The organism is Candidatus Rokuibacteriota bacterium (assembly GCA_016188005.1).
In the GTDB taxonomy this organism is placed as follows: domain Bacteria; phylum Methylomirabilota; class Methylomirabilia; order Rokubacteriales; family CSP1-6; genus UBA12499.
On the sequence record JACPIQ010000103.1, the window covers coordinates 1 to 24,174 of the forward strand.

At 71.1% G+C, this 24,174-nt stretch carries 23 protein-coding genes; 18 read left to right on the plus strand and 5 right to left on the minus strand.

What is annotated here, in order from left to right:
• On the plus strand, positions 1 to 1,105 hold a 1,105-nt coding region (locus HYV93_20185), incomplete at its 5' end, for a M28 family peptidase (protein MBI2528285.1).
• 245 nt (positions 1,106 to 1,350) lie between these two features.
• On the opposite strand, the gene HYV93_20190 is transcribed toward HYV93_20185, so the two are convergent.
• The 5 genes from HYV93_20190 to HYV93_20210 form a co-directional block, all read right to left on the minus strand.
• Complete coding sequence (locus tag HYV93_20190; GenBank protein ID MBI2528286.1) at positions 1,351 to 2,772, minus strand: CoA-binding protein; 1,422 nt, start codon at positions 2,770 to 2,772, stop codon at positions 1,351 to 1,353.
• Positions 2,769 to 3,479: an acetate--CoA ligase family protein gene (locus HYV93_20195; protein ID MBI2528287.1), complete on the minus strand. Its 711-nt coding sequence runs from the start codon at positions 3,477 to 3,479 to the stop codon at positions 2,769 to 2,771. Before HYV93_20195 ends, HYV93_20190 begins: the two co-directional genes overlap by 4 nt.
• A gap of 416 nt (positions 3,480 to 3,895) precedes the next feature.
• Positions 3,896 to 4,981 (minus strand): calcium/sodium antiporter, encoded by a 1,086-nt coding sequence (locus HYV93_20200; GenBank protein ID MBI2528288.1) that lies wholly within the window; start codon positions 4,979 to 4,981, stop codon positions 3,896 to 3,898.
• Positions 4,978 to 6,315, minus strand: coding sequence for a Na+/H+ antiporter NhaA (nhaA, locus tag HYV93_20205; protein ID MBI2528289.1), 1,338 nt, complete (start codon positions 6,313 to 6,315; stop codon positions 4,978 to 4,980). Before nhaA ends, HYV93_20200 begins: the two co-directional genes overlap by 4 nt.
• Before the next feature lie 20 nt (positions 6,316 to 6,335).
• On the minus strand, positions 6,336 to 7,202 hold the full coding sequence (locus HYV93_20210; GenBank protein MBI2528290.1) for a hypothetical protein: 867 nt from the start codon (positions 7,200 to 7,202) through the stop codon (positions 6,336 to 6,338).
• A 1,098-nt stretch (positions 7,203 to 8,300) separates the two neighbouring features.
• Between HYV93_20210 and HYV93_20215 the strand changes: the two genes are divergently transcribed.
• The 17 genes from HYV93_20215 to HYV93_20295 all read left to right on the plus strand — a co-directional run.
• On the plus strand, positions 8,301 to 11,321 hold the full coding sequence (locus HYV93_20215) for a GAF domain-containing protein (protein ID MBI2528291.1): 3,021 nt from the start codon (positions 8,301 to 8,303) through the stop codon (positions 11,319 to 11,321).
• Between the two features lie 5 nt (positions 11,322 to 11,326).
• Positions 11,327 to 11,701 carry a response regulator gene (locus HYV93_20220; GenBank protein ID MBI2528292.1) on the plus strand — a complete coding sequence of 125 codons (375 nt, stop codon included), beginning with the start codon at positions 11,327 to 11,329 and terminating at the stop codon, positions 11,699 to 11,701.
• Positions 11,702 to 11,705: 4 nt separating this feature from the next.
• Positions 11,706 to 12,098: a response regulator gene (locus HYV93_20225; GenBank protein ID MBI2528293.1), complete on the plus strand. Its 393-nt coding sequence runs from the start codon at positions 11,706 to 11,708 to the stop codon at positions 12,096 to 12,098.
• Positions 12,099 to 12,154: 56 nt separating this feature from the next.
• Positions 12,155 to 13,798 carry a PAS domain S-box protein gene (locus HYV93_20230; GenBank protein ID MBI2528294.1) on the plus strand — a complete coding sequence of 548 codons (1,644 nt, stop codon included), beginning with the start codon at positions 12,155 to 12,157 and terminating at the stop codon, positions 13,796 to 13,798.
• Positions 13,795 to 15,201 (plus strand): sigma-54-dependent Fis family transcriptional regulator, encoded by a 1,407-nt coding sequence (locus HYV93_20235; GenBank protein MBI2528295.1) that lies wholly within the window; start codon positions 13,795 to 13,797, stop codon positions 15,199 to 15,201. The genes HYV93_20230 and HYV93_20235 overlap by 4 nt, the downstream gene beginning before the upstream one ends.
• Before the next feature lie 205 nt (positions 15,202 to 15,406).
• On the plus strand, positions 15,407 to 15,898 hold the full coding sequence (locus HYV93_20240) for a universal stress protein (GenBank protein ID MBI2528296.1): 492 nt from the start codon (positions 15,407 to 15,409) through the stop codon (positions 15,896 to 15,898).
• Positions 15,891 to 16,367, plus strand: a complete 477-nt coding sequence (locus HYV93_20245; protein MBI2528297.1) for a universal stress protein — start codon at positions 15,891 to 15,893, stop codon at positions 16,365 to 16,367. Before HYV93_20240 ends, HYV93_20245 begins: the two co-directional genes overlap by 8 nt.
• Positions 16,364 to 17,170, plus strand: a complete 807-nt coding sequence (locus HYV93_20250; protein MBI2528298.1) for a biotin--[acetyl-CoA-carboxylase] ligase — start codon at positions 16,364 to 16,366, stop codon at positions 17,168 to 17,170. The genes HYV93_20245 and HYV93_20250 overlap by 4 nt, the downstream gene beginning before the upstream one ends.
• 25 nt (positions 17,171 to 17,195) lie before the next feature.
• The gene (locus HYV93_20255) at positions 17,196 to 17,642 is read left to right on the plus strand and encodes a universal stress protein (protein MBI2528299.1); all 447 of its coding nucleotides are present in this window, start codon (positions 17,196 to 17,198) and stop codon (positions 17,640 to 17,642) included.
• A gap of 83 nt (positions 17,643 to 17,725) precedes the next feature.
• A complete protein-coding gene (locus HYV93_20260; GenBank protein ID MBI2528300.1) occupies positions 17,726 to 18,850 on the plus strand; it encodes a phosphotransferase in 1,125 nt (374 codons plus the stop codon).
• 16 nt (positions 18,851 to 18,866) lie between these two features.
• On the plus strand, positions 18,867 to 20,012 hold the full coding sequence (locus HYV93_20265; protein MBI2528301.1) for an adenylyl-sulfate kinase: 1,146 nt from the start codon (positions 18,867 to 18,869) through the stop codon (positions 20,010 to 20,012).
• Positions 20,003 to 20,431, plus strand: a complete 429-nt coding sequence (locus HYV93_20270) for a CBS domain-containing protein (GenBank protein MBI2528302.1) — start codon at positions 20,003 to 20,005, stop codon at positions 20,429 to 20,431. The genes HYV93_20265 and HYV93_20270 overlap by 10 nt, the downstream gene beginning before the upstream one ends.
• A gap of 27 nt (positions 20,432 to 20,458) precedes the next feature.
• On the plus strand, positions 20,459 to 20,830 hold the full coding sequence (locus HYV93_20275; GenBank protein ID MBI2528303.1) for a response regulator: 372 nt from the start codon (positions 20,459 to 20,461) through the stop codon (positions 20,828 to 20,830).
• A gap of 27 nt (positions 20,831 to 20,857) precedes the next feature.
• Entirely contained in the window at positions 20,858 to 21,493 is a 636-nt protein-coding gene (locus HYV93_20280; protein MBI2528304.1) for a PAS domain S-box protein, read from the plus strand.
• A gap of 372 nt (positions 21,494 to 21,865) precedes the next feature.
• Positions 21,866 to 22,486, plus strand: coding sequence for a helix-turn-helix transcriptional regulator (locus HYV93_20285; GenBank protein MBI2528305.1), 621 nt, complete (start codon positions 21,866 to 21,868; stop codon positions 22,484 to 22,486).
• Positions 22,483 to 23,637, plus strand: coding sequence for a 2-hydroxyacyl-CoA dehydratase (locus tag HYV93_20290; protein MBI2528306.1), 1,155 nt, complete (start codon positions 22,483 to 22,485; stop codon positions 23,635 to 23,637). Before HYV93_20285 ends, HYV93_20290 begins: the two co-directional genes overlap by 4 nt.
• Before the next feature lie 185 nt (positions 23,638 to 23,822).
• A partial coding sequence (locus tag HYV93_20295) for a hypothetical protein (protein ID MBI2528307.1) occupies positions 23,823 to 24,174 on the plus strand: 352 nt, incomplete at its 3' end.

The window sequence follows — 24,174 nt, forward strand, 5'->3', positions numbered from 1 at the left end:
GTTCCGCTCGAAGCTCCCGGAGGCGCGCATTCCCGGCACCGAGGAGCCCGAGACGTTCGTGCTCGCGGGCGGCCACTCCTGCGCGTGGGAAGTCGGCACCACGGACAACGCCACGGGCAACGCCTGCCTGCTCGAGCTGGCGAAGATCCTCTGGCAGAACCGGGCGTCGCTGCGCCGCGGCGTCCGCGTCTGCTGGTGGCCCGGCCACTCGCACGGGCGTTACTCCGGCTCGACCTGGTATGCCGACACGTTCTTCACCGACCTCGCGGAGCACTGCATCGCCTACCACAACATCGACTCGCCGGGCGTGAAGGGCGCGACGAAGTACGTGGCGCGTCACACGAGCGCCGAGGTCGAAGCTTTCTGCCGGTCCGCGATCGAGCGGGTGACCGGGCAGGCCAAGGCTCCGATCCACCGGCCGTCGCGGGCCGCGGACCAGTCGTTCCTCGCCAACGGCGTGCCCGCGTTCTCCACGTATCCGTTCCTGCCCGACGATCACCCCGATCGCCGGCCGTGGACCGGCGGCTGCGCGAACGCATGGTGGTGGCACAGCGAGTTCGACACCCTCGACAAGGGGGACAAGGAGATCCTCGCTCTCGACACGAAGGTGTCGCTCGGGGCGCTGATGGAGCTGTGCAACGCCGATGTGCTGCCCATCGACCACGTCGCCGCCGGGCGCGAGGTCCACGACTTCGTGCAGGGACTGGCGGAGAGGGTGGGCCGGCACGTCGACCTCGGCCCGGCGCTGGCGGAGGCCAGGCGCTTCCTCGGTGCCGCCGAGCGGCTCGAAGCGGCGAAGGCCGGCGTGCGCGGCGCCGAGGCGCGAAAGGTCAACGACGTGCTGATGCGCCTGTCGCGCGTGCTCAACCCCGTGATCTACAGCCAGGCCGGACGGTTCCAGCACGACCCGGCCGAGTGGTCGCCGATCATGCGGGCGACGTCGACCTACGCGCTGGCCGGGCTCGCCCGCGCCGCCGCGCTGCCGACGATGGCCGGCCAGCACGAGTACGGCTTTCTCCGCGCGCAGGTCGTGCGGGAGCGGAACCGCCTCGTGACGGCGCTGCGCGAGGCCACGCGGCTGGTGGAAGCGACCCTGGCGGCGTGAGGGCCGCCTGGTTCGAGCGCTACGGCCCGGCTCGGGACGTCCTGAAGGCGGGCAGCTCGCCCACCTTCTCGCCGGCGCCGGTCTCGGCGTCCCGGCGATGACCGCGCACCTCTGCCTCTTCGCCGATGCACACGAGCTGGTGGAGCGCGGCCGAGTGATCGGCACGGTGGTGCTGGCGGTCGCGCCCGGGGGATAGCGCGAGCTACTCGCGTGCCCCTCGTGGGCGCGAAGAGAGGGTTGACCGCCTAGCCCTCGCGGGCGGGGGCCGGCGCCCGCACTCGCGCGCGGCACCGGGCGAGCACCGCGAGGACCTCGAAGGGCTCCTCCACCTGCATGTAGCACGGCACACCGCGGGTCTCGAGCCAGGCCTTTGCGGCCAGGTTGTGCCGGTGCTCCCCCATGAAGGTGACGAGAACCGGCTTGGCCGGGTGACGCCGCGCGCAGTCGACGAGGAAATCGAACGAGGGCATGCCGGTCTCGCTGGTCAGCATCAAGATCACCACGGTCGCGTCCACGCGCCGGTCGGCGAGCACCGCGTCGAGGGCGTCCCCGTAGGCCCGCTCGTAGCCATGGAGCCCGACGCTGCCGAAGATGTCCACGGGGTTGCGCATGCGGATGAAGGACGGCGCCAGGGCCTGGAGGCGCGCGAGCGTCCGGGGCTCGAGCGCGGGCACCTCGAGACCGACGGCGCGACAGAGGTCGGTCAGGCACACGGTGAACGCGCCCGAGGGGGAGAGGAAGGACACGCGATTGCCGCGCGGGAGGCCCACCGCGTCGAGCGCCCGCGCGACGTGGAAGAGGCTGGAGTACCGGCGGATGCGGGTGACCCCGGCCTGTGCGAGCGCCCCGTCGACCACGCGTCCGTCGCCCGCCAGCGCCCCGGTGTGCGCCAGCGCCGCCGCCGCGCCGGCGTCGGAGGCGCCACCCTTGAGGAGGATCACGGGCTTGACGCGCGACACGCGCCGGGCGATGCGCAGGAACTCCCGTGGGCGTGCGATGCTCTCGAGGTACAGAAAGATCGACCGCGTCTCCGGGTCGTCGCCGAGGTAGTCGAGCACGTCACTCTCGTCGACGTCCACCTTGTTGCCGAGGCCGACCGAGCGGGCGACGCCGAAGGGCTCGGCCGACGTGATGTGGCGGAGCGAGATGCCACAGAAGTTCCCGGTCTGGGCGATGTAGGACACGCTGCCGCGCGGCACCCGGCCGAGCGGGAAGAACGACGAGGTGAAGCCGGCCGGGGTGGAGACGTGCCCCGTGGTGTTCGGGCCGATGACGCGCACCCCTGCCTCGCGGATCGCGCGCCCGAGGTCGGCCTGGAGCGCCGCGCCGATCTGGTCCACTTCGGCGAACCCGCTCGCCGCCAGCACGACAGCCCGGATGCCCCGGGCGCCCAGGGCGCGCACGGTCGCGGGTGTTTGCGCGGCCGGCAGAGTGACGATGGCCTGGTCGATGCCGTCGGGCAGCTCGTCGAGCGTCGCGCGAGCCTGGATCCCCTCGATCCGGTCGGCGCGCGGGTTGACGAGGTGGAGATCGCCCTGGAAGCCGTTGGCGAGGATGTTGCGGACGACGACGTTGCCCGGCTTGCCGGGTGTTGACGACGCACCGACGACGACGACGCTCCGCGGGGCGAAGAAGGCGTCGAGGGGGTGCGCCGCCCCGGTTCTCACGCCGCGGGCGCCGGGGAAAGAACGACGAGCGCGTCCACGGCCACCGGTGTGGCGCCCCGGACGATCAGGGGATTGACGTCGATCGCGGCGATGTCAGGATGGTCGAGTCCGATTCGTCCCACGGCGACCAGGCTCCGGCCGAGCGCCCCGCGGTCCACCGCCGGCAAGCCGCGCACCGGCTCGAGGATCCGTCGGCCACGGAGCGCGCCCAGCATCTCGCGCGCGTCCCCGCGGCTGAGCGGGGCGACCCTGAACACCGCGTCTTGCAGGATCTCGGCGAAGATCCCGCCCAGGCCCACCATCACGCAGGGACCGAACTGCGGGTCGCGCACCATGCCCAGCGCGAGCTCGCGGCTGCCCCGCACCATCTCCTGCACGAGGAACTCTCCACGGAACACGGGTCCGGCGCGCGCGCGGAGGGTGCCGAGCGCGGCCCGCAGCGCCCGCTCCCCGCCGAGGCCGAGCGCGACCAGCCCCCGCTCGGTCTTGTGCGCCTCCCCGGGCAGGGAGGCCTTGAGGGCGACGGGATAGCGGATTCGCCGCGCGGCGGCTGCTGCCTCCGCGGAGGTCCGGACCAGGACCTCGCGCGTCACCGGCACGCCATACGCGGCGAGCACGCGCTTGCTGTCGTGCTCGGACAAGAAGCGCTCGCCGCGCCGGCGGGCGGCGCGGATGAGGCGCTCGATCCCGGCGGTCGCTCTTCGCATGATCCTGCGGCAGGCGGGATTGTAACCGGCGCCGGCGGCGCACGCCAGGCCGGCGGCGGCGCGCGGGATCCGGCGCCGGTTCGAGGCTTCCGCCGGCGCATCCGCGGTGAGCGCTTCGCCAGTATCCGGCGCCGGCGCTCCTCTCCGTGATGGTCGCGCCGCAGGGAGTGCTCGGGTACGGCCGCGCGTCGGCGCACGGCACGATCCCGGCCGAGCTCGTCCAGGGGAAGCAGTTCGCCACGATCTTCGGCACGGACAGCCTGGCCGCGATCCTCGGCGGGGCGATCGCGATGTGGCTCGCGGCGCCGCGCCAGGTGCGCGCCGTCGCGGGCCGGGTGCGCCGGCCCAGCGCTGCGCCTTCGGGGCGAGGGAGCACGTCGGCGCCTCGGCCAGGCGTCGGCCGAGAGGGCGGGGCATCACGCCGGACGGTCGTGACGGGCCGAACGCACGTAGAGCACGAGCAGCGTCACCACGGTCAGGGGGAGGACGTAGGCGATCATCGTCCGGCTGAAGCGGGGCAGTACGTCGTGCTCGAGGGAGGCCAGCATGAGGTAGAGCGTATAGGCGGCGTAGTAACCGGCGAAGACCGCGCCTTCCCACCGGGCGATCAGGTGCCCGGTGAACAAGATCGGGAGGCACGCGACCGCGACGGCGACCATCACTGGGATGTCGAAGGTGAGGGCCGCGGGGGCCACGGCGACGCCCGCCGGGCTGATGAGAGCCGACAGGCCGAGGATTCCGAGGATATTGAAGATGTTGCTCCCGACCACGTTGCCGACGGCGATGTCACGCTCCCCTCTCCTTGCCGCGACGATGGAGGTGGCGAGCTCGGGCACGGAGGTACCCGCGGCCACGACCGTCAGCCCGATCACGAGCTCGCTGACTCCAAGAGCAGTCGCTAACCGGACAGCCCCTTCGACCAGCGAGCGGGCGCCCGCAACGAGGAGCGCAAGGCCGATCAGGACGAAGGCGGCCTGGACGAGTGTGCCTCGGCCCCGGGGCGCCGTCGTCCCGTACTCGTGCGCGTATTCCACCCTGACTTCCACACTGTCCCGCTGGCTCTGCCGAACGGCGAAGACCGTGTAGGTGATGATGCCCCCGACAAGCATCAGACCGTCGAGCCGGTCCAGCCTGCCGTCCAGTGCGAGCACGAGCAGCAACACCGACACCCCGATCATGATGGGCACCTCGAGACGCACGAGCCGCTGCGCGACGACGAGGGGCGTAAGCAGGGACGAGATGCCGAGGATGAACAGCACGTTGAAGATGTTGCTCCCGACGACGTTCCCCACCACGACGTCCGACCGATCCGCGAGCGCGGCCTGAACGCTCACGGCGAGCTCGGGGGCGCTCGTACCGAAGGCGACGACGGTCAGGCCGATGACGAGCGGCGTTATCCCGAAGGCGGCGGCCAGCCGCGAGGCCCCCCGGACGAGGAGTTCGGCGCCGAGGACGAGGACGCCGAGTCCGGCGACGATGAGGACCACACTGAGTCCGATCATTCCCTCTCCCCGCCGTCCTGCTCGATGGGCCTGCCCCGCGCCAGGACCGCGAAGCCATAGACTCCCGAGGTGAGCGAGGCGGCCAAGACCCCGAGCTTGGCTCTGTCCAGGGCGGCGGGGTCGGTGAACGCGAGGCTGGCGACAAACAGCGACATCGTGAACCCGATCCCGCACAGGGCGGCCACGCCGTAGAGCTGCCGCCACGTCGCTCCCGTCGGGAGTGCCGCTGCGCCGAGCCGCACGGCCAGCCAGCAGGACACGGTCACGCCCGCCTGCTTCCCGAGGACCAAGCCGAGGATCACGCCGAGGGTGATCCGGTCGCCCAGGGCGGCGGCGAAGTCGGCGGGCAGGGCCACCCCGGCGTTCGCCAGCGCGAAGACCGGCATCACCGCGTAGGCGACCCACGGGTGCAGCGCGTGCTCCATCCGGGTCAACGGCGCTTCGACCTGCTGGCAAGCGACCTCGAGCGAGTACACGGCGTCTCGCTGGTCCTCGGTCAGGTCATGCGCCCTCCTGCTCTTCGCAAAGGCGTCGAGAAGCCTGCGGCCGCGCTCCAGGAACGCATCGGGGGCGATCCGGCGGCGCGCCGGGATGGTCATCGCGAGGAGGACTCCGGCGACGGTGGCGTGGACGCCGGACTTCAGCACTGCCACCCACAGCAAGAGACCGAGAAGGCCATAGACCGCCGGGTGGTGGACGCCCGCCCGGTTCACCAGGATGAGCACCGCGAACACCAGCGCTGCGATCCCGAGGCCCGCCCACGACAACTCCGCCGTGTAGAAGAGCGCGATGACGACGACCGCGCCGAGGTCGTCCACGATGGCGACGGCGGTGAGAAAGATTCTGAGAGCGACCGGGACCCGCCGTCCGAGCAGGGCGAGCACGCCCAGGGCGAAGGCGATGTCCGTCGCCATCGGGACGGCCCACCCCCGCATGGTCGGCTGCCCCACGTTGAGCGCGGCGTAGATGACGGCGGGCGCGGCCATGCCGGCGACCGCCGCGATCATCGGCAGCGCGGCCTTCCTGAATGAGGAGAGCTCGCCGGTGAGAAGCTCGCGCTTGATCTCCAGTCCGACGACGAAGAAGAACACGGCCATGAGGCCGTCGTTGACCCACGGGAGCAAGGGCTTGGACAGGATGAGCGAGCCTGCGCCCACCGTGATCAGGCTTCTCCACAGCCTGAAGTACGCGTCGGCGGCTGGCCCGTTGGCCCAGACTAGGGCGCCGGCGGCGCAGACGAGCAGCACGATGCCGCCGGCGGCCTCGAGCTCGAAGAAGGCCTGAAAAGGCCGGAGAAGCAGACCCGCCTGTCGCGGGTGCAGGCGCCCGGACATGTCCCCCTCGGGGGCGCGCGTCAGCCCGCGTCGGGCACGAAGGCGTCGCGCCCGCGCGCGTAGCTGCGCTGGCGCTGGGCCGAGTTCCGGTTCACGAGCGGCCGGAAGGCCATCGGGTGGGTGACGCTGCGGACCTCGTGTTCGATCTCGAACAGCGGCGCGGCCGTGTCCGGGTCCACGATCGCGACGAACCGGTACTGGTGCTCGCCGCTCTCCTCGGTGATGAGGCCGCGCTCGGCGAGCCAGGCGTGCGGCCCCGAGAAGTTCGCGATGTAGATCGCGATGTGGTGGCCGTCGTAGGGGGCGATCGGCGCCCCCGTCTCGCGGAAGGTCAGCTCCTGGTGGTGGCCCACCACGACGCGCCCCACGACGCCCGTCGCCTCCCGCGTGACGCTCGCGGGCGCGCCCATCACGCTGCGGTAGAAGCGCGCGATGCCGTCGGCAGCGCCGGTCTTCACCGGGAACTCGACGTAGACCATGCCGAGGGTGAGGTCGCCCCACGGCCCCGGGGCGTGGCAGCGCAGGCGGTTGCCCCAGGGCGAGGTGACGGCGATGTGCGTGTCCTCGACCGACCAGACGAAGTGCGTGCCAGCCAGCTCGTCACGGACCGATTCGAGCTGCGTCGGGAGGACGTCGAAGTGCGGCAGGACGAGGCCGACCACGCCGCGCAGCACCTGCGGCGTGTTCGTCGGCAGGTGGAACTGCTGCGCGCCGATGTTGATCCACATGTTCTCGGTGCCGACCATCACGTAGGGGTCGCGCGTGAGCCCGAGCCCCGTCACGTAGAAGGCGGTCGCGGTCCGTTGGTCGGGCACCCACACGTTGACGTGCTCGAGTGCCAGGATGTTGCCGAGGTCCTGGCGGCGCCGGTCGTACGCCTCAGCCATCGCGAGCGCCCCCCTCTTTCACGATCTCCGGCAGCTCGACCTCGAGGACGAGCGGTCCGCCCGGCCTGATCCGGGCGCCCCCCCCCCCGGTCACCGTACACAGAGTCGGACGGGCACGCCAGCCGGTTCTCGGCCGGGCTCACGCCGAGCGACCGGGCAAGCCACCCGGTCAGTCATTCCGGGATCCCGCATCTCAGTCCGGCCACCGAGGGCGCCCCACTCGCGGTCGAGCTGCTCCCCCATGGCCGTCTCCACCACGCCCGAGCGCGTGAGGCTCACCACGCCTGCCTTGGAGGCCGAGCAGGGCATCATCAGGTGATTGCCGCCCCGGTATGCCGCGATGGAGGCCGTGGTGCTTCGCGATAAACTCCCTCATGGCGGTTCCGGACCTCCTTGGATGCTCTGGTCGATGGCCACCAACATCCTACAAGGCTTGGAACCGCCATCCCCGTGCGACCTCCGATGCGAATCCCGACAACGAGAGCACTCCGGTCACCCTCGCAACAAAGATCGTTGGGGCGCGGCGGGCCATCAGAGTCCCAGCCATGGCGTGCGCGGTCAGCCGTCTTGGCCCCAGCACGCTCCCCTGATGTCCGCCGTGGTCCCGGCCTTCCCGTCCATGAGGTAGCCGAGACCGAGCTGTAATCCTGGTCGCAAGATCCCTCGGGTTTGGTTGCGCCCGTCAGGCCGCGCTGTGCTCACAGCATCCTCGGCGCTCCGTGCGAGTCCTTTTCGGGCTGACGACGATGTTCGGGCGCCCCGGGCCCTGGGGCGAGGGTCCGAGAGGCGCAGCAAGCCACGATCACGAGTCGAGACGTGGCTCGGCTGCGGGGCGGTGATCTTGCGGAGGCCGAAGCGGGATTCATCGGGACGGCTCCGACGCGGAAGGGGGTCCCGTGGGCGATGGTGTAGTAGGATGCTGAGGCGTGGACGCCGGTGGACGCGGGCTGCCGCCCCGTGCCGCTTTGGGCGGGGAAGGTATCGATGGAACACCGGAACTTGGAGGGTCGGACGCCACGAATTCCTTGCCTTCGACCAACCGACACGCGAGTTGCGGGGCGCCGGAGGCGGGCGCGAGGGCTGCCGGCGCCCCGCGGCATGCCTGACCGCGCCATGACGGACCGCGACACGGTCCTCGTGATCGACGACAACGAGCGCCTCGCCGCGACCTTGCGCTCCTTCGTCGAGGAGCGGGGTTACGGGGCCGTCGCGGCCCACACGGGCCGGGACGGGCTGCGCGCGCTCCGCGAGCATCCCGTCTCCCTCATCCTGCTGGACCTGCTCCTTCCCGATGTCGACGGGATCAGCGTCCTCAGGGAGGCGCAGCGGATCGCACCGACCGTGGACGTCATCATCGTCACCGGCCACGCCACGCTCGACTCGGCGGTGGCCGCCGTCGAGGCGGGGGCGGCAGGATACGTGCTCAAGCCGCTGGACCTCGCGCGGCTGGGGGCGCTCGTGGACCGGACGCTCGAGCGCCAGCGCCTGCAGCGCGAGAACGTCAGGCTGCAGGCCGAGGCTGCCGAGCGTCTCCGCGAGGCCGAGGCCCTGCTCGAGATCTCGGGTGCTCTCACCTCGGCGCTGGATCTCCCGGAGGCCCTGAGGCGCTGCTGCCGGACGCTCGCGAGGCTCACCGGGGTGGACACGGCTGCGGCGTATCTGCACGACCGGGAGACGGACCTGCTGCACCCCGTCGCCGGGTACCACGTCCCGCAGGCGGACCGCGACGGCGTTCCCATTCCGGTCAAGGACCAGGGCTTCTCCCTGCCGGTATGGGAGTCGCGCCGGCCCGTGTGGTCGGTCGATATCCCCGGAGACCCCCGCTTCGCGCGCACGCTGTTCCGCTCCAGCCGGCCTGCGTCCGGCGTGCTCCTGCCGCTGATGATCGACGACGAGGTGGCAGGCGCCTTCTACCTGGTCTGGTGGAAGGAGAGCCGCCGGCTCGCGGAGCGCGAGCTCGGGCTTCTCGAGCACGTGAGCCGGCAGGCCTCGCTCCTGCTCCGGAACGTCCGGCTCTACACGCAGGGCGAGGCCGACCGCAGGCGGCTCCAGGCGCTCCACGAGGTGTCGCGGAAGCTCGCCGAGGTCCACGACGCCGACGAGGTGCTGTCCCTCCTCGTCGCGGAGGCCACGAGACTGCTCGCGGCCGAGGCGGCGGGGATCAGGCTGCTCGAGGGCGACGAGCTGGTGGCGGTGGCGCGCAGCGAGCTCGCCATGGTACTGATGTCCCGCCTCCGGATCAAGGTGGGCGAGAGCCTGAGCGGCCGGGTCGTGGCCACGGGCGAGCCCATCGCCGTGGAGGACATGGGGGAGGACACCCGCCACGACATGACCCACAAGCAGGCGGCGCTGCGCCTGGGCTTTCACAGCTACCTGGGTGTCCCCATGAGGGCTCGGGGCCGCACCCTCGGCGCGCTCAACGTCTATGCCAGGGCCCGGCGCCGCTTCTCGCCCGGCGATGTGGGGTTGCTGTCGTCCTTCGCCGATCAGGCATCACTGGCCATCGAGAAGGCGCGGCTGCTGCGGGAGACGCAGGCGGGGCGGGAGCTGCTGGAGCGCCTCCATGGCGTCGTGCTCGCGATGCAGGAGTCCGCGGCGCCCGCGGACCGGGTGCAGGCCTTCGCCAGGGCCGTTCGCGAGGTGATCGGCTTCGACCGCGCGGCGGTGTTCCTGGCGAGCGCCGACGGGGCCGCGCTGACGCTGGCGGCGGTTCAGGGCGAAGGGGCCGAGGTGCCGCCGACCAGCCTGCCGGTCTCTCCGGCGGCCGGGCCGCTCTACGAGGTGCTCCGGACCCGCCGGCCCCTGGCGGTCCTCAGCGCCGAGGCCCTGGCAGCGGCTCCCCCGCTGGATCCGGGCCGCCTGGCCCACCCCTTTCTGCGCACGGCGCGCTTCGTGGTGGCGCCGATCATGGTGGGCGAGGTGGTGATCGGCGTCGCCACGGCCGATAACAAGCCGAGCCGCCGGCCCATCCCGCCCGCGAGCGTCGGGCCCTTCGGGCTCCTCTGCCAGCAGCTCGGGGCTGTCCTGCACGAGGCCCGGCTCTACGAGGAGACCCGCACCCAGCACGCCCGGCTCGCCCAGATCCTCGAGTCCACCTCCGACGGCGTCATGCTCGTGGGACGCCACGGGCGCATCGAGGCGGCGAACCGACGCGCCGGCGAGATGCTGGGCTTCGAGCCTGCGGAGGTCGTGGGCGTGGGGCTCGACGAGCTCCTGACCGGCTACCGGAGCTTGCTCGGGGGGTGGGAGGAAGCGCGCGCCGCGCTCATGGCGCTGCTGGGTAATCCCGAGCGGGGCGGCGAGGGGGACTTGGAGCTCCAGCCCCGGCAGCGGACAATCCACTGGGTGGGGCGGCCCACGCGAGACGCCTCCGGAGCCACGGTGGGGCTCACGCTCACCTTGAACGACGTGACGCAGGAGCGTGAGGTGAGCCGGATGAAGTCGGACTTCGTGTCCTTCGTCACCCACCAGCTCCGGACGCCGCTGGCCGGCATGCGGTGGCTCCTGGAGCTGGCGCTCCAGGAGCCGGGGGTTCCGGAGGAGACGGGCTCCATGCTGCGTGACGCTCAGGAGGCCAACCAGCGTCTCATCTCCCTCGTCAACGATCTGCTCGATGTCTCCCGCCTCGAGAGCGGCAAGCTCTCGCTGTCGCCGGAGGCGACGGACCTGGGGCAGATGACCCGCAGCGTGCTCGACGAGCTGGCGCCGCTGGCGCGGAACAAGAGGCATCGGGTGGAACTGGCGGCGGGGGATGGGCTGCCGTCCGTGATGGTGGACCCGGGCCTCATGCGCCAAGCGGTGCTGAACCTCCTCTCCAACGCCGTGAAGTACACGCCGGCCGGCGGGGAGATCCAGGTATCGATCGTCCGCGCGGGGGTAGCGCTGCTGTGGGCCGTCCGGGACAGCGGCATCGGGATCCCCGCCGAGAGCCAGGGGCGCCTCTTCGAGAAGTTCTACCGGGCCGACAATGCCGTCGTCCTGGAGACCGAGGGCACCGGCCTCGGGCTCTACCTGGTGCGGCTCATCGTCGAGCGCTCCCGCGGCCGGGTGTGGTGTGAGTCGGAGCCGGGCCGCGGATCGGTGTTCAAGTTCACCATTCCCCTGATCGAGCGAGGGTGATCTCCATGTCCGGACAGCGTCTCCTGGTGGTCGAAGACGACCGGTTCCTCCGGCGGGCCTGCGAGAAGAGCCTGCGTCAGCGCGGCTACGTGGTCAGCGTGGCAGCGGACGGGGAGGAGGGGCTGCGGCTTGCCCGGGCGGAGCTCCCGGACCTCGTGCTGCTGGACGTGCTCATGCCCAGGATGACGGGGGTGGAGGTGCTCAGGGCGCTGCGGGAGGCCGAGGCCACACGGGGGATGAGGGTGCTCGTGCTGTCCAACTCCTCCCGCGAGGAAGACATGGCGGAGATCGGACGGCTGGGGGTGGCAGGCTACTGGGTGAAGGCCAATCTCTCGCTCCAGGAGCTCGGCGACCTGGTAGCGCGAGTCCTCGAGAGCTGATGCCGTGGGCCGCCCAGGCCAGAGGACGATCCTCCTCGTGGAGGACGACCGCTTCCTCAGGAAGGCGGCCGAGGCGGCGCTCCGCCAGGCCGGCTTCGCCGTGGTGACGGCCGCCGACGGGGAGCAGGCGCTCAGCGTGGCGAGGGCGGAGGCTCCAGACCTGATCCTGCTCGACGTAATCATGCCCAAGCTCCAGGGTTTCGAGGTGCTGGCAGCGCTCAAGCACGACGCCCGGACGGCGCCAATCCCCGTCCTCATGCTGAGCAACCTGGGGCAGGAGCAGGACGTCAGGCGCGCCATGGACGGCGGGGCCGCCGACTACCTCATCAAGGCGAACCTGTCGCTCCAGGCCCTGGTCAAACGGGTCCAGCAGGGGTTGGCGGGGGGCGCGGGCTAGCGGGCGCATGCGGGGCGCACGGCGCCGCGGGCGCGGGCGTCCAGTCGTATAATTACATGATGCGCACCTGGGACGACGTCCTGGACCGGCTGGTGCGCCACGTGGGCGGCAGGCGCGTGCTGGCGTTGCCGTTCCTGCGCGCCCTCGCGGTGGTCGCTGGCGTCACCTGGGTCCTCCTCACGCCCCAGTCGCATCCCCGCTGGGCCAGCCTCGTGGTGGCGGTCTCGGGGTTCCTCTGCTACAGCGTGGTCCTCGACCTGGGGCTCTGGCTCCGGCCCGCGCTGGTGCTGCGGCTCAACCTCCTGGTCCTGCTGGCCGACCTGGGTTTCGCGCTCACCCTCATCGGGCTGGCCGGAGCGGGCAGTACGCTCTTCCTGGCCCTCCTGCTGATCGCCGGGATCCAGTCCTACTACTACGGCACCCGGCGGGGCGTCGTGGTCGCCGCGGCCTCGTCCCTTGCCTACCTCGCGGTGGTGTGGCCGACCATCGACGAGATCGAGTGGGCGAACATCGCGATCCGGATCACCATGCTGCTCGGCACCGCCATCGGCGTAGGGATCCTGGCCCAGATCGAGGACGCCGAGCGGCTCAAGGTGGCCGTGCTCACGGCCGAGGCGCGGACGCGTGAGCGCTTCATCCGGAGCGTCGTGGAGAGCCTCCGCGAGGGGGTCGTCGCCCTCGGCCCCGACGGCTGTGTCCTCGCCTGGAACGCGGCCATGGAGGCACGCCACGGGATTGCGGAGGCCGACGTCGTCGGCAAGAAGTACGAGGATCTCTTCCCGGCCGCGCGGCGGGAGTCGCTCGGGCGCGCCATCGGGCGGCTCCTGCGGGGGGAGGTCGAGGGCTTCACCGTGGAGGCGGTGGAATTCGAGACATCGCCGGGCGGAACCGTCATCGCGAACGTGAAGGGGAGCCTCCTCCGTCAGCGCGGACGGCCCGCGGGCGCCGTGTTGCTGGTGGAGGACATCACCGACCGCATGGGCTTCGAGCGGTCGGCGCGCCAAGCCGAGAAACTGGCGGCGCTCGGGACCCTCGCCGCCGGGCTCGCCCACGAGCTGAACAACCCCATCGGCATCATCTCGTCACGGATCGAGTTGATGCTGCTCGACGCCGAGTCGCGCCCGCTGCCCGGGGAGGTGCGCAAGGACCTGGAGGTCCTGCACCGGAACGCGCAGCGGGTGGCCCGCATCGCCCAGGGGCTGCTGTCCTTCGCCCGGCAGTCGCCCGGCGAGCAGGCCCCGGTGGACGTCAACGACGTCGTGGAGGAAACCTTGCTCCTCGTGGACCGGCAGATCTCCAAGCACGGCATCGCGCTCAAGCGGAACCTCACACCCGGACTGCCGCTGGTCCGCGGGGACGGCAATGCCCTCCAGCAGGTGGTGCTGAACCTCGTGACCAACGCCCGGGATGCGCTCGCCGGAGGCGGTGAGATCGTGGTCGAGACCTGCGCGGTGCCCGGGCGGCCCGCGGCCGTGCAGGTGGTCGTCCGGGACACCGGCCCAGGCATCCCGCCGGAGACCATTCCCCGGATCTTCGACCCCTTCTTCACCACCAAGACCAACGGCACGGGCCTGGGGCTGTCCATCTCCCACGGCATCGTGCGGGACCATGGGGGCACGCTCGACGTGGAATCGCAGCCTGGGAAGGGCGCCACGTTCATCATCACCTTTCCGGGCATCGCCGCCGAAGGCCGGGCATGACGGCTCGCCGCGTGCTGATCGTGGACGACGAGGCCGACATGGTGGAGAACTGCGCGCGCATCCTGCGGCGCTCGGGACTCAGGTGCCTCACTGCGCTGGACCCGAAGGAAGGGCTCGCGCTGGTGGAGACGGAGCGCCCGGACGTGCTCCTGACCGACCTGAAGATGCCCGGCATGGACGGTCTCGAGCTTCTCCGCCGGGCCCGGGAGGTGGACCCCACGCTGCCCGTCATCCTGATCACCGCCTTCGCCACCATCGAGTCTGCCGTGGCCGCCATCAAGGAAGGGGCCTGCGACTACCTGCCCAAGACCTTCTCGGTGGACCAGCTGACCCTGACGGTGGAGCGCGCGCTCAGGCAGCGCCAGCTCCAGGAGGAGAACCGGAACCTGCGGGAGCAGCTGCAGGAGGCCTTCGGGCTCGAGAACCTCGTGGGCCGCAGCGCGGCGATGGTGCAGGTGTTCGAGCTGATCAAGAAAGCGGCGCGTTCTGAGGCCAACATCCTCATCCTCGGCGAGTCCGGTACCGGCAAGGAGCTCGTGGCGCGGGCCGTGCATGCCAACAGCCCGCGCGCGACGCGCCCCTTCGTGCCCGTGGACTGCGCCTCGCTGCCCGAGAATCTGCTGGAGTCCGAGCTGTTCGGTCACGAGAAGGGCGCCTTCACGGGGGCCATCAGGACCAAGCCCGGCCTCATGGAGACGGCCGACGGCGGCACGCTGTTCCTCGACGAGATCGCCGAGCTGCCTCTGGGCCTTCAGGTCAAGCTGCTCCGCGCGCTCCAGGAGCGCCAGGTCCGCCGAGTGGGCGGGACGGCGGTGTTGGACGTGGATGTCCGTGTCGTCTCCGCCACGAACCGGGACCTCCGCGAGTCCGTGGCCAAGGGGCAGTTCCGGGAGGAGCTGTACTACCGGGTCAACGTCATCGAGATCCGACTCCCTCCGCTGCGCGATCGGCTCGGCGACCTCAAGCTCCTGGCCCACACCTTTCTCAAGAAGTACGGGCAGGAGCGGTTCGGGGGCTTCGAGCCTGACACCCTGGCGACTCTCGAGGCCTACCAGTGGCCGGGCAACGTGAGGGAGCTCCAGAACATCGTCGAGCGGGCCTGCGCCCTGGCCGATGGCGACCGGATCACCCTCCGGGATCTTCCCGACCACATCCTGTCCGGCGGCCGGCGCCATGAGGCGCAGCCGGGGCGCTCCGTGGCAACCGGCGTCGCCGAGCCGCTGACCTCCGGGGCGGACCTTCCCCTCAAGGAGGCCAAGGAGCGCTGGCTGCACGTGCTTGAGGGCTCCTACCTGCGCGACCTGCTGGAGCGCCACGGAGGTAATATCTCCGCCGCAGCCAAGGCGGCCGGCATCGATCGGAAGACCTTCCACCGCCTGATCAGCAAGTACCAGATCAAGTGACGCCCCGTACCGCGGACGAGCGACCGTCACAGGAGGCTGGAATTCGCCGGGGCGGTGTTGTCCCACCGGGGAGCCTGGGTCCCACCGGGTCGCCTGCGGTTGCGCCGCAACGATTCGTCTTCATTGACGTTCAGCAGCTGGCACCCCTGTTGCTAGGTGACTTGCCAGGGTAGGGGATGACGCTGAGCAGCGCGAGGAGGCGGCCATGAAGGTCGAACGAATCCTGGTTCCGCTCGATGGGTCCTTGCTCGCGGAAGCGGCGATCAAGACAGCCGTGGAGTTCGCGCGGGACGGGGCGGCAGCCGTCGTGCTCCTGAGAGCTGCCGAGGCGCACACCCTGCCCGGGGCAGACCCCACGGAGGCGCAGGTGGCAGTGGTGCGCGAGGCCGAGGAGTACCTGGCGGCAGTGGCGGCCCGGCTCGCCGGGCAGGGCGTGAAAGGCATCGAGACGTCGGTGTGGTACGGGCCTCCGGCGACGGCCATCCTCGAGGCCACCCGGCTGCAGAAGGTGGACCTCATCGTGATGACGACCCACGGCCGGAGCGGACTCGGGCGGCTCATTCTCGGCAGCGTGGCGGAGTCCGTCCTGCGCGGCACCGCGACGCCCGTCCTGCTGCTGCGGGCGCCTGGCGCGCCGGTGGAGGCGCCCCAGGGCGCTGGGCAGGCGCGGCCTGGCCGGGAGGTGACCCGTGTATAGCCTCGCGGTCGTTCCGCTGGATGGCTCGCCGGTGGCGGAGGCAATCATCCCCTTCGTGCTGGAGATCGCGGGACCGCTGGACCTGGAGATCGCCCTGGTTCGCGTGCTGCAGCCGGTGCCGCCCCAGGTTATCGAGGGATCGCGGCACGTGGTGGTGGAGGACGTGCAGGCCAGGCGGCTCGACGCCCAGGAGTACCTGGCAGCCCTGGCGGCGGAACTGCGCGCCAAGGGCGTCCGGGCCCAGACGCACGTGCGGCGAGGCGACCCGCCGGCCGAGATCGTCGCCTGCGCCAGAGAGATCGGTGCCGACCTGATCGCGATGACGACTCATGGGCGCAGCGGCCTGGGCCGGCTGGTGTTCGGCTCGGTGGCGGAGGCGGTGCTGCGCCACTCGCACCTGCCGGTGTTCCTCATGCGGATGACCGAGGCCGAGGTGGAGCGGAGGGTCGGCCGGGAGGTCGCGGGTTGATCGCAACCGATCTGCTGTCGGTGGAGGGGATCAGACGGGGACTGCAGGCCGCCACGGTGGGACGGCAGCTCTACCTTTTCGGCGAGGTAGAGTCCACGAACGTCGCGCTCAGAAGGCTGGCGCGCGAGGGGGCGGTGGAGGGGACGGCGGTGCTGGCCGAGGCGCAGCGCGCGGGCCGGGGCCGCCTCGGGCGCCAGTGGTTCTCTCCCAGCGGCGTGAACCTCTACGCCTCCGTGCTCTTCCGGCCGCGCTTCGCGCCCCGGCAGGCGCCGTGCTTCTCGTTCATCGCCTCGCTTGCGGCTGCCGATGCGGTGAAGGAGCTCGGGCCGAGCCCGGCCATCAAGTGGCCCAACGATGTGCTGGTGGAGCGGAAGAAGGTGGCGGGCTCCCTCGTGGAGTGCGTGACCCGGGGGGACGAGATCGAGTGCCTGATCCTCGGCGTCGGCATCAACGTCAATGTCCCGCTGCCCGTGCTTCGCGCGGCGCTGGGGCCCGCGGGCGCAAACGCCACCTCCCTGGCCGCGGTGCTCGGCCGCGAGGTGGACCGCAACGCCCTGGCTGCCTCCTACCTCACGCATCTCGACGCGTGGGCCCGCCGCCACCAGGCGGAGGGGGCCGAGCCGATCGTCGCCGCCTGGCGCGAGCGGGACATCCTCACCGGCCGCCGCGTCGAGATCAGGGGCGAGGGCGAGCACTTCGAGGGCCGGGCCGTGGGAGTCGACGGAGACGGCCACTTGCTGGTGGACGACCCCCACGGACGGCGCCATCTCGTGCTGACCGAGGAGGTCAGGATCCTCGAGTAGGGGCGCCGAGAAGAGGAGCTGCACGATGAGCACGATTCGCCGCATCCTGCACCCGACGGATTTCTCCAAGGCCTCGGGCGCGGCCTTCGCCCGGGCGGTGGAGATGGCGCGGACCAACCGCGCCGAGCTCCTGGTGGCCCACGTGCTGACGCCGGCCGTGCCCATGGTCGGCGACGGATATGTCTCCCCGAAGGTCTACCAAGAGATCGAGGCCTCCGCCCGCGCGGCGGGCCAGAAGCACCTGGGCGCGCTGGTGGCCAAGGCCAAGAAGGCTGGTGCGCGGGCCAAGGGGCTCCTGCTCGAGGGCGTCCCGCACGACCGCATCGTGCGTGCCGCCAAAGCCAAGCGCGTGGACCTGGTCGTCATGGGAACCCATGGCCGGACCGGGCTCGCCAGGTTCTTCCTGGGCAGCGTGGCCGAGCGCGTGGTCGCCATGGCGAGCTGCCCCGTGCTCACGGTGCGGGGCAAGTAGGAGTGTGGGCATGAGGCGCGGCACCGCCCGGGTGGCGCGGGTGAGCCTCCTGGGAGTCGCCGCGCGGGGGCCCGACGCGCAAGGTGGGTAGCGCGGCGGGCACCATCAGCGCGGAGGGACTCGCGCGATATCTCCGGGGAGTCCTCGGCGGGCCGGTCGAGGTGCTCGCGCTCAGACCGCTCAAGGCGGCGGCGGCCGCACCGGGGGATCCCAAGGGATTCGGTTACGGCGTGCCGTTCGAGGTGGAATGCCTCATCGGCGGAACGGTGCGTTGCTTCGTGGTGGCCCGGACGCGCCCCGTCCAGGGCTTCGGCCACGACTACCCCGCGGACCGTGCCTGGCAGGCTCTCTACGCCCACAGCGCCTACAACGGCTTCCCACGGCACGTGAGGAGCGTGGACGTGGGGCTTGTCCGCCCCTCGGGCGAGCTCGTCTCGGCGGGCGACGCCGTGGAGTTCTTCCAGCTCGTCGAGAAGGCCGCCGGGACGCCGTACTGGCTGGACCTCGAGCGCCTGCTCGGGGCGACGGCTCGGGCCCTGGACACGGAGCGGGCGCGCGAGCTGGCACGGTTCCTCGCCGAGACCCACGCCACCAGGGGCTGCGAGCCGACCCTCTACCAGCGGCGGATCCGCGAGCTGGTGGGGCACGGGGAGTGCCTCATGGGCATCCTCGACAGCTACCCGCACCCCTTCCCGCTCCTGCCCCCCGAAGAGTGCGAGGCCCTGGAGCGCGCCGCCGTCTCCTGGCGCTGGCGGCTCCGCGGCCGCGCCGGGCGCCTCTCCTGGGTCCACGGCGACTTCCATCCGTGGAACCTCCTGTTCCGGGAGGGCACCGACTTCTCGGTGCTGGACCGGAGCCGCGGGGAGTGGGGGGAGCCCGCCGACGACGTGGCGGCGCTCTCGGTCAACTACCTCTTCTTCGGGCTCAGGCGGGCCGCGCAGGTGGGTGGAGCGGGCGTGGCGGAACCGTTCCGCGGGCTGTTCGGGACCTTCATGGACACCTACCTCGGCCAGAGCGGCGACGGCGAGCTGGGCGAGGTGCTCCCGCCATTCCTCGCCTTCCGGGCGCTGGTGATCGCCCATCCGCGCTGGTATCCCGCGCTGGACGACGAGACCCGGGCGGCGCTGCTGCGCTTCGCCCGGCTGCTGATGAGGGGCGGGGCGGTGGATCCGGCCGGGATCCCCGCGGTTTTCGACCCCGCGCCGTGAGCCGGGGAGAGAGGGCGTGAGCTGGGCGATCTGGATCACCGGGCTTCCCGGAAGCGGCAAGTCGGCGCTGGCGCGCCGCGCGGCCGAGAGGCTGCGGGAGCAGGGCGAGCCCGTCCACGTGCTGGAGCTGGACGAGATCAGGACCGTCCTGACCCCATCACCCGTCTACACCGAGGCGGAGCGCGACGTCGTCTATCACGCGCTGGTGTTCATGGCGGCGGCGCTCGCGGAGCATGGCGTCCCGGTGATCATCGACGCCACGGCACACCGGCGCGCCTGGCGGGAGCTGGCGCGCGCGCGGATCCGGTACTTCGCAGAGGTGCAGCTGTCCTGCCCGCTGGAGGTCTGTCGGGCGCGGGAGGCCCGCCGGAGAGGCGGGCACGCTCCGCGGGGAATCTACGCGCGGGCGGGACGGCCGGGAGCCGCGGTGCCTGGCGTCGACGTCCCCTACGAGCCCGCCGGCTTCCCGGAGCTCGTCGTGCGCACGGACGTCGAGGACCCCGGCACGGCGGCGGGGCGGGTCGTGACGCTGGCGCGCTCGCTGGGGTCCGCCGCCCCGCCGCGCCGGGCGCCCGGCGGCGCGGCCTGGGCGGTGTGGATCACGGGGAGACCGGGCAGCGGCAAGACCACGGTGGCGCGCGCCGTGCTCGAATGCCTCGCAGCGCGAGGGCTGTCCGTGAGGGGCCTCTCCGCGCCCGAGGTGCGCCAGGCGATCCTCGCTGACAGCCTCGGGCCGGCGGCGGGTCGTGAGATGATCCATCGCGTGCTCGCCTGCGCGGCCAAGGTGCTCACGGACGCCGGGGTGCCGGTCATCGTGGACGCGGGCGCCCCGCGCCGCGCGTGGCGCGACCTCGCGCGCGGGCTCATCCCGCGCTTCGCCGAGGTGCAGCTCGTCTGCCCGGGGGAGATCTGCACGGAGCGCGAGCGGGCCGCCCGGTGGGACCTGCGCTTCACCCGACCGGTCCACGCAGAGCGGCCGCCCGAGCCCCGGGGTGTCGAGATCGTGTCCGACTACGAGGAGTCCCTGCGGCCCGAGCTCAGACTGCAGACCCACGTGCAGGGTCTGTGGACCACCGTGGAAGAGGTGCTGCTCCTGATCCGTCGCCGGCTCATGGGACCGCCGTCCATCTTTCATGTCGGGAGGACCACGCCATGCGAGTGAGAGAGTTGATGACCGGCGCCCCGATCACCGTGACTCCAGAGGCTCCGGTGTTCGAGGCGCGCCAGCTGATGCTGAAGGAGCGCATCCGCCACCTGGTCGTCACCGAGGGGGCCCGGCTGGTGGGGATCGTCACCGACCGGGACATCCGTCTGAACCTCCCCTCACAGGCCACGAGCCTCTCGGTCTGGGAGGTGAACTACCTCCTGGCGAAGCTGACTGTGGGCAAGGTGATGTCCCGGACCGTGATCACCGTGGGGCCCGATCGCGAGGCCCACGATGCCGCCCGACTCATGCTCGAGCACAAGATCGGCGCGCTCCCTGTCGTGGACGGTGACCGGGTCGTGGGGATCGTGACCGAGACGGATGTCCTCCGCGCTTTCGTCAAGGGCGCCGAGGAGGTGACAGGACCCAAGGCCTGAGGGGCCGGGCGCGGGGGAGGGTGCCCCATGCCGGGCCTCGTCCTAGTCGTGGACGACGAGGCGGATTTGCGTGTAACCTACGAGCGCCTCCTGAGGCGTCAGGGGTACCGGGTCGTGTGCGCGGGATCGAGGCGTCAGGGGTTGTGGCTCCTGCAGGCCGAGCCCCCTGCACTGGTGGTGTCCGATCTCCGGCTTCCCGACGGAGACGGTCTCGACGTCGTGCGCGCCGCCCGGGCGTCGACGGTGCCGACCCCCGCCATTGTGGTCACGGGCTTTCTGTCGGCCGAGAGCCGGCAGGCGGCGATGGCCGCCGGGGCGTCGGCCTTTCTCGTGAAGCCGTTTTCCGCCTCGGGTCTGGCCCGGGTGGTGAGCGAGGTTCTGGAGACCCCGCCGCTCTGAGGGAGCGGGGCCAGGAGGGAGCCCAGCATGCGCGTGCACGAGCCCACCGATCTCGATCAGGCACTGGCCCGGGCCGGAGACGGCGCATTCGCCATTGGTGCCGATGGCCGCATCGTTCTCTGGAACCGTGCCGCCGAAAGGATCCTCGGCTACCTGGGGCGCGAGGCGATCGGGCGCCTGTGCTGCGACGTCTTCGTCGGCCACGATGACAAGGGCAACCGGCTCTGCTACCAGGGCTGTCACGTCATGACGCTCGTGAAGCTCGCGGAGTCCATCCAGAACTTCGACATGCGGACCCGGACGAAGGCGGGACGCCCGGTGTGGCTCAACATCAGCACCCTCGTCCTGCCGGGGGAGCGCACCGCCTACGGTCTGGTGGTCCACATCTTCCGGGACGTCACGGCCTCGAAGGAGCTGCTGGCCATGGTCCACGAGCGGCTCTCGGCTCCGGTGGACGGCGATCAGGCCACGGTTCCGCTGACGCGTCGCGAGCTGGAGATCCTCCGCCTGATGGCCGGTGGTGCCCGCACCAAGATCCTCGCGGAGCGCCTCCACGTGAGCCCGGCGACGGTGAGGAACCACGTGCAGAACATATTCGGGAAGCTCGGCGTGCACAGCCGTCTCGAGGCGGTCGCGTATGCCAACCAGCGCCGGCTGCTGTAGCCCGCTGGCCATCGCCCGCGCGGGGCGGCCCGGTCCGCCACGGCCCGCGCCATGAGCTGGCTCGGCTGGAGCCTGGTCGGCTGCCTCCCCGGCCGGTTCGCCCTCCGGGACCTGCTCTTCTGCGGAGGTCAGCACTCCAAGCGCATGTACGAGGACAGGCCGTAGCCCCCAGGCGCCTGGCCCCGCCCTCCCGATCCTAAATTCCCCCCGGCGGTAGGCTGCCTCGAGCGGATACCAAGGCCCCCTGGGGCCGGCTGTAGGCGAATATGGGCTGAACGCACTAGAGAATTGAGGCATTACACTGATTCCAAGACCTCTCCGAACACTTTACTGTAAGCGCCGACCGAACAGCCGACCGGATGGAGGTTCTGGATGGCGATCGGAGAGCGATACGAGGGGATCCTCAGGGCGGCGGGCGAGGTGATCGCGCGTCGCGGGTTCCACCAGGCCTCGATCAGGGAGATTGCTCGAGCGGCCGGGCTGTCACTGGCGGGGCTCTACCACTATGTGGGGGGCAAGGAGGAGCTCCTCTTCCTGGTTCTCGACCGCTCCCTGGACCGACTCATCGCGAGCCTCGACTCGGCCCTGGCCGCAGCCCGCACCCCGGAGGGTCGTCTCCTCGCGCTGCTCCAGACCCACCTCGACTTCGGTTTCCACGACGCCCAGGCGCTCAAGATCATCAACCGCGACTACGACCTGCTGTCAGAACCCCAGCGGTCCGAGATCGCGACGAAGCGACAGTCGTATCTGCACCGAGGCCTGGCCGTGCTCCGCGACCTGGATCCGCGCGGCCGGTCCGGAGACGAGCTGCTGTCCGCCACCAACCTGTTGCTCGGCATGCTCAACGGCATCGCCACCCGCCCCTTCCTGCGCTCCGCCGAGGACGCCCGGGCCCTGGCGAACCAGGTCGGGGCGCTGTTCCTGTACGGGTTCCTTGAGACTTCCGCCGATCGGGAGGGCGCTCCCGAGGGCGGCCTGAGGAGGCCAGCATGAGCGCTGAGGCGATCATCGAACGCTGCCGCGAACTCGTGGGCCAGCCGCTCGGAGCAGTGGCTGAGCAGTGGAAGGCGCAGCACCCGGGCGGGAGGGCCGTCGCGGTCTATCCGGTGTGGGCGCCAGCCGAGATCATCCACGCGGCCGGGATGCTCCCGCTGTCGCTGCTGGGCGGCGGCACCTCCGTCGAGCTCACCCACGCCGACGCCCGCTTCCAGTCCTTCGTCTGCTCCATCGCCAAGTCCTCGCTGGAGCTGGGCTTCCAGGGGCAGGTCAAGGGCGTGGACGGCTTCGTCTACTCGAACATCTGCGACGTGGCCCGGAACCTCAGCAGTATCTATCAGCGCAACTTCCAGGACGTCTTCGTCGAGTATCTGCACCTGCCGCAGAACTCCACATCGGCTTCCGTGGCCACCTACTGCGCCGCGGAGCTGCGCCGTCTGGCCGAGGGCTTCCAGCGCACCTTCGGGCTCAGCGTGACGCCCACCGCGCTCAGCAAGAGCATCGACACCTACAACGCCCTCCGGGCCCGCCTCCGGGCGCTCTACGCCTTCCGGATCGAGGAGCCCCAGAAGCTGTCCACCCCGGACATGTACGCGGTGATTCGAGCCGCGAGCCTGGTGCCGCCCGACGAGGGCATCGCCCGGCTCGATACCCTCCTGGCGGAGCTGCCCCAGCGCAGTGCCCGGCCCCGCGACCGGCTCCGGGTGGTGATCGAGGGTGCCTTCTGCGAGCAGCCCCCTCTCGGGCTCCTCGAAGTGGTGGAAGAGGCCGGCTGCTACGTGGTCGAGGACGACCTGATGCTCGGCTGGCGCTGGTTCACCGGCGACGTCGGCGGCGACGGCGACCCCTTCGAGCGGCTGGGGGCGGCCTACGTGAACCAGGCGGTGCCCTCCTCGACACGACACGAGAGCCGGGAGCACCGTTCCCAGGGCCTCATCGAGAAGGTGCGCCGGTCGAAGGCGCAGGCCGTGATCTTCATGCCGGCCAAGTTCTGCGAGCCGGCGCTGTTCGACTACGTGCTCATGCGGCAGGGGCTGGAGCGCGCGGGGATCCCGCACATGCTGGTCGAGTTCGAGGAGAAGATGTGGACCTTCGAGCGCAGCCGCAACGAGATCGAGACCTTCGTCGAATCCATGATGTTCGACTAGTGCCGGGCCGATGAACTTCGCCAGACTTCGTTCTCGGTCGGCGCGGGCGCTCAACGTACATCTAGTACGCCTCGCGCCCGCGCCTCCCTCGAGCCTCGTCTGGCTCGTTCCTCGGCCCGGCACCAAGCGCCCCTACACACTGACAAGCCGGGTCCTGGCCACGCAAGGCTGATAGGGAGGAACGTATGCCGGCGCAAGTGACGGAACGACAGTACCAGGGGCAGGTCCACGAGCAGTCGCGCCAGCTCATGTCCGCGTGGATGGACGAGCTGGGACGGGCGGAAGCCGAGGGGGTGGCCACCGGCGCCCTGATGATCTCGGGCAATTGCGTGGAGTTGCTCCGCGCCTGCCATGTCCTCCCGATGTTCCCCGAGGTCACGGCGCTCCAGAATGCCATCCGGAAGAAGTCGCTGCCACTCATCCTCAAGGCCGAGCAGGCCGGCTACTCCAGCGACAATTGCGCCTACGTCAAGGCCGACATCGGGCTCTTCCTCGAGGGCGGCATGGGACCGGGCAGGCCGATCCCCTTCCCGACGA

Coding starts and splice junctions, on each gene's coding strand:
- nhaA (MBI2528289.1), bottom strand. CDS start 6,315: ATGTCCGGGCGCCTGCACCCGCGACAGGCGGGTCTGCTTCTCCGGCCT.
- HYV93_20210 (MBI2528290.1), bottom strand. CDS start 7,202: ATGGCTGAGGCGTACGACCGGCGCCGCCAGGACCTCGGCAACATCCTG.
- HYV93_20290 (MBI2528306.1), top strand. CDS start 22,483: ATGAGCGCTGAGGCGATCATCGAACGCTGCCGCGAACTCGTGGGCCAG.
- HYV93_20230 (MBI2528294.1), top strand. CDS start 12,155: ATGATGCGCACCTGGGACGACGTCCTGGACCGGCTGGTGCGCCACGTG.
- HYV93_20280 (MBI2528304.1), top strand. CDS start 20,858: ATGCGCGTGCACGAGCCCACCGATCTCGATCAGGCACTGGCCCGGGCC.
- HYV93_20220 (MBI2528292.1), top strand. CDS start 11,327: ATGTCCGGACAGCGTCTCCTGGTGGTCGAAGACGACCGGTTCCTCCGG.
- HYV93_20235 (MBI2528295.1), top strand. CDS start 13,795: ATGACGGCTCGCCGCGTGCTGATCGTGGACGACGAGGCCGACATGGTG.
- HYV93_20275 (MBI2528303.1), top strand. CDS start 20,459: ATGCCGGGCCTCGTCCTAGTCGTGGACGACGAGGCGGATTTGCGTGTA.
- HYV93_20255 (MBI2528299.1), top strand. CDS start 17,196: ATGAGCACGATTCGCCGCATCCTGCACCCGACGGATTTCTCCAAGGCC.
- HYV93_20240 (MBI2528296.1), top strand. CDS start 15,407: ATGAAGGTCGAACGAATCCTGGTTCCGCTCGATGGGTCCTTGCTCGCG.
- HYV93_20270 (MBI2528302.1), top strand. CDS start 20,003: ATGCGAGTGAGAGAGTTGATGACCGGCGCCCCGATCACCGTGACTCCA.
- HYV93_20195 (MBI2528287.1), bottom strand. CDS start 3,479: ATGCGAAGAGCGACCGCCGGGATCGAGCGCCTCATCCGCGCCGCCCGC.
- HYV93_20215 (MBI2528291.1), top strand. CDS start 8,301: ATGCCTGACCGCGCCATGACGGACCGCGACACGGTCCTCGTGATCGAC.
- HYV93_20200 (MBI2528288.1), bottom strand. CDS start 4,981: ATGATCGGACTCAGTGTGGTCCTCATCGTCGCCGGACTCGGCGTCCTC.
- HYV93_20285 (MBI2528305.1), top strand. CDS start 21,866: ATGGCGATCGGAGAGCGATACGAGGGGATCCTCAGGGCGGCGGGCGAG.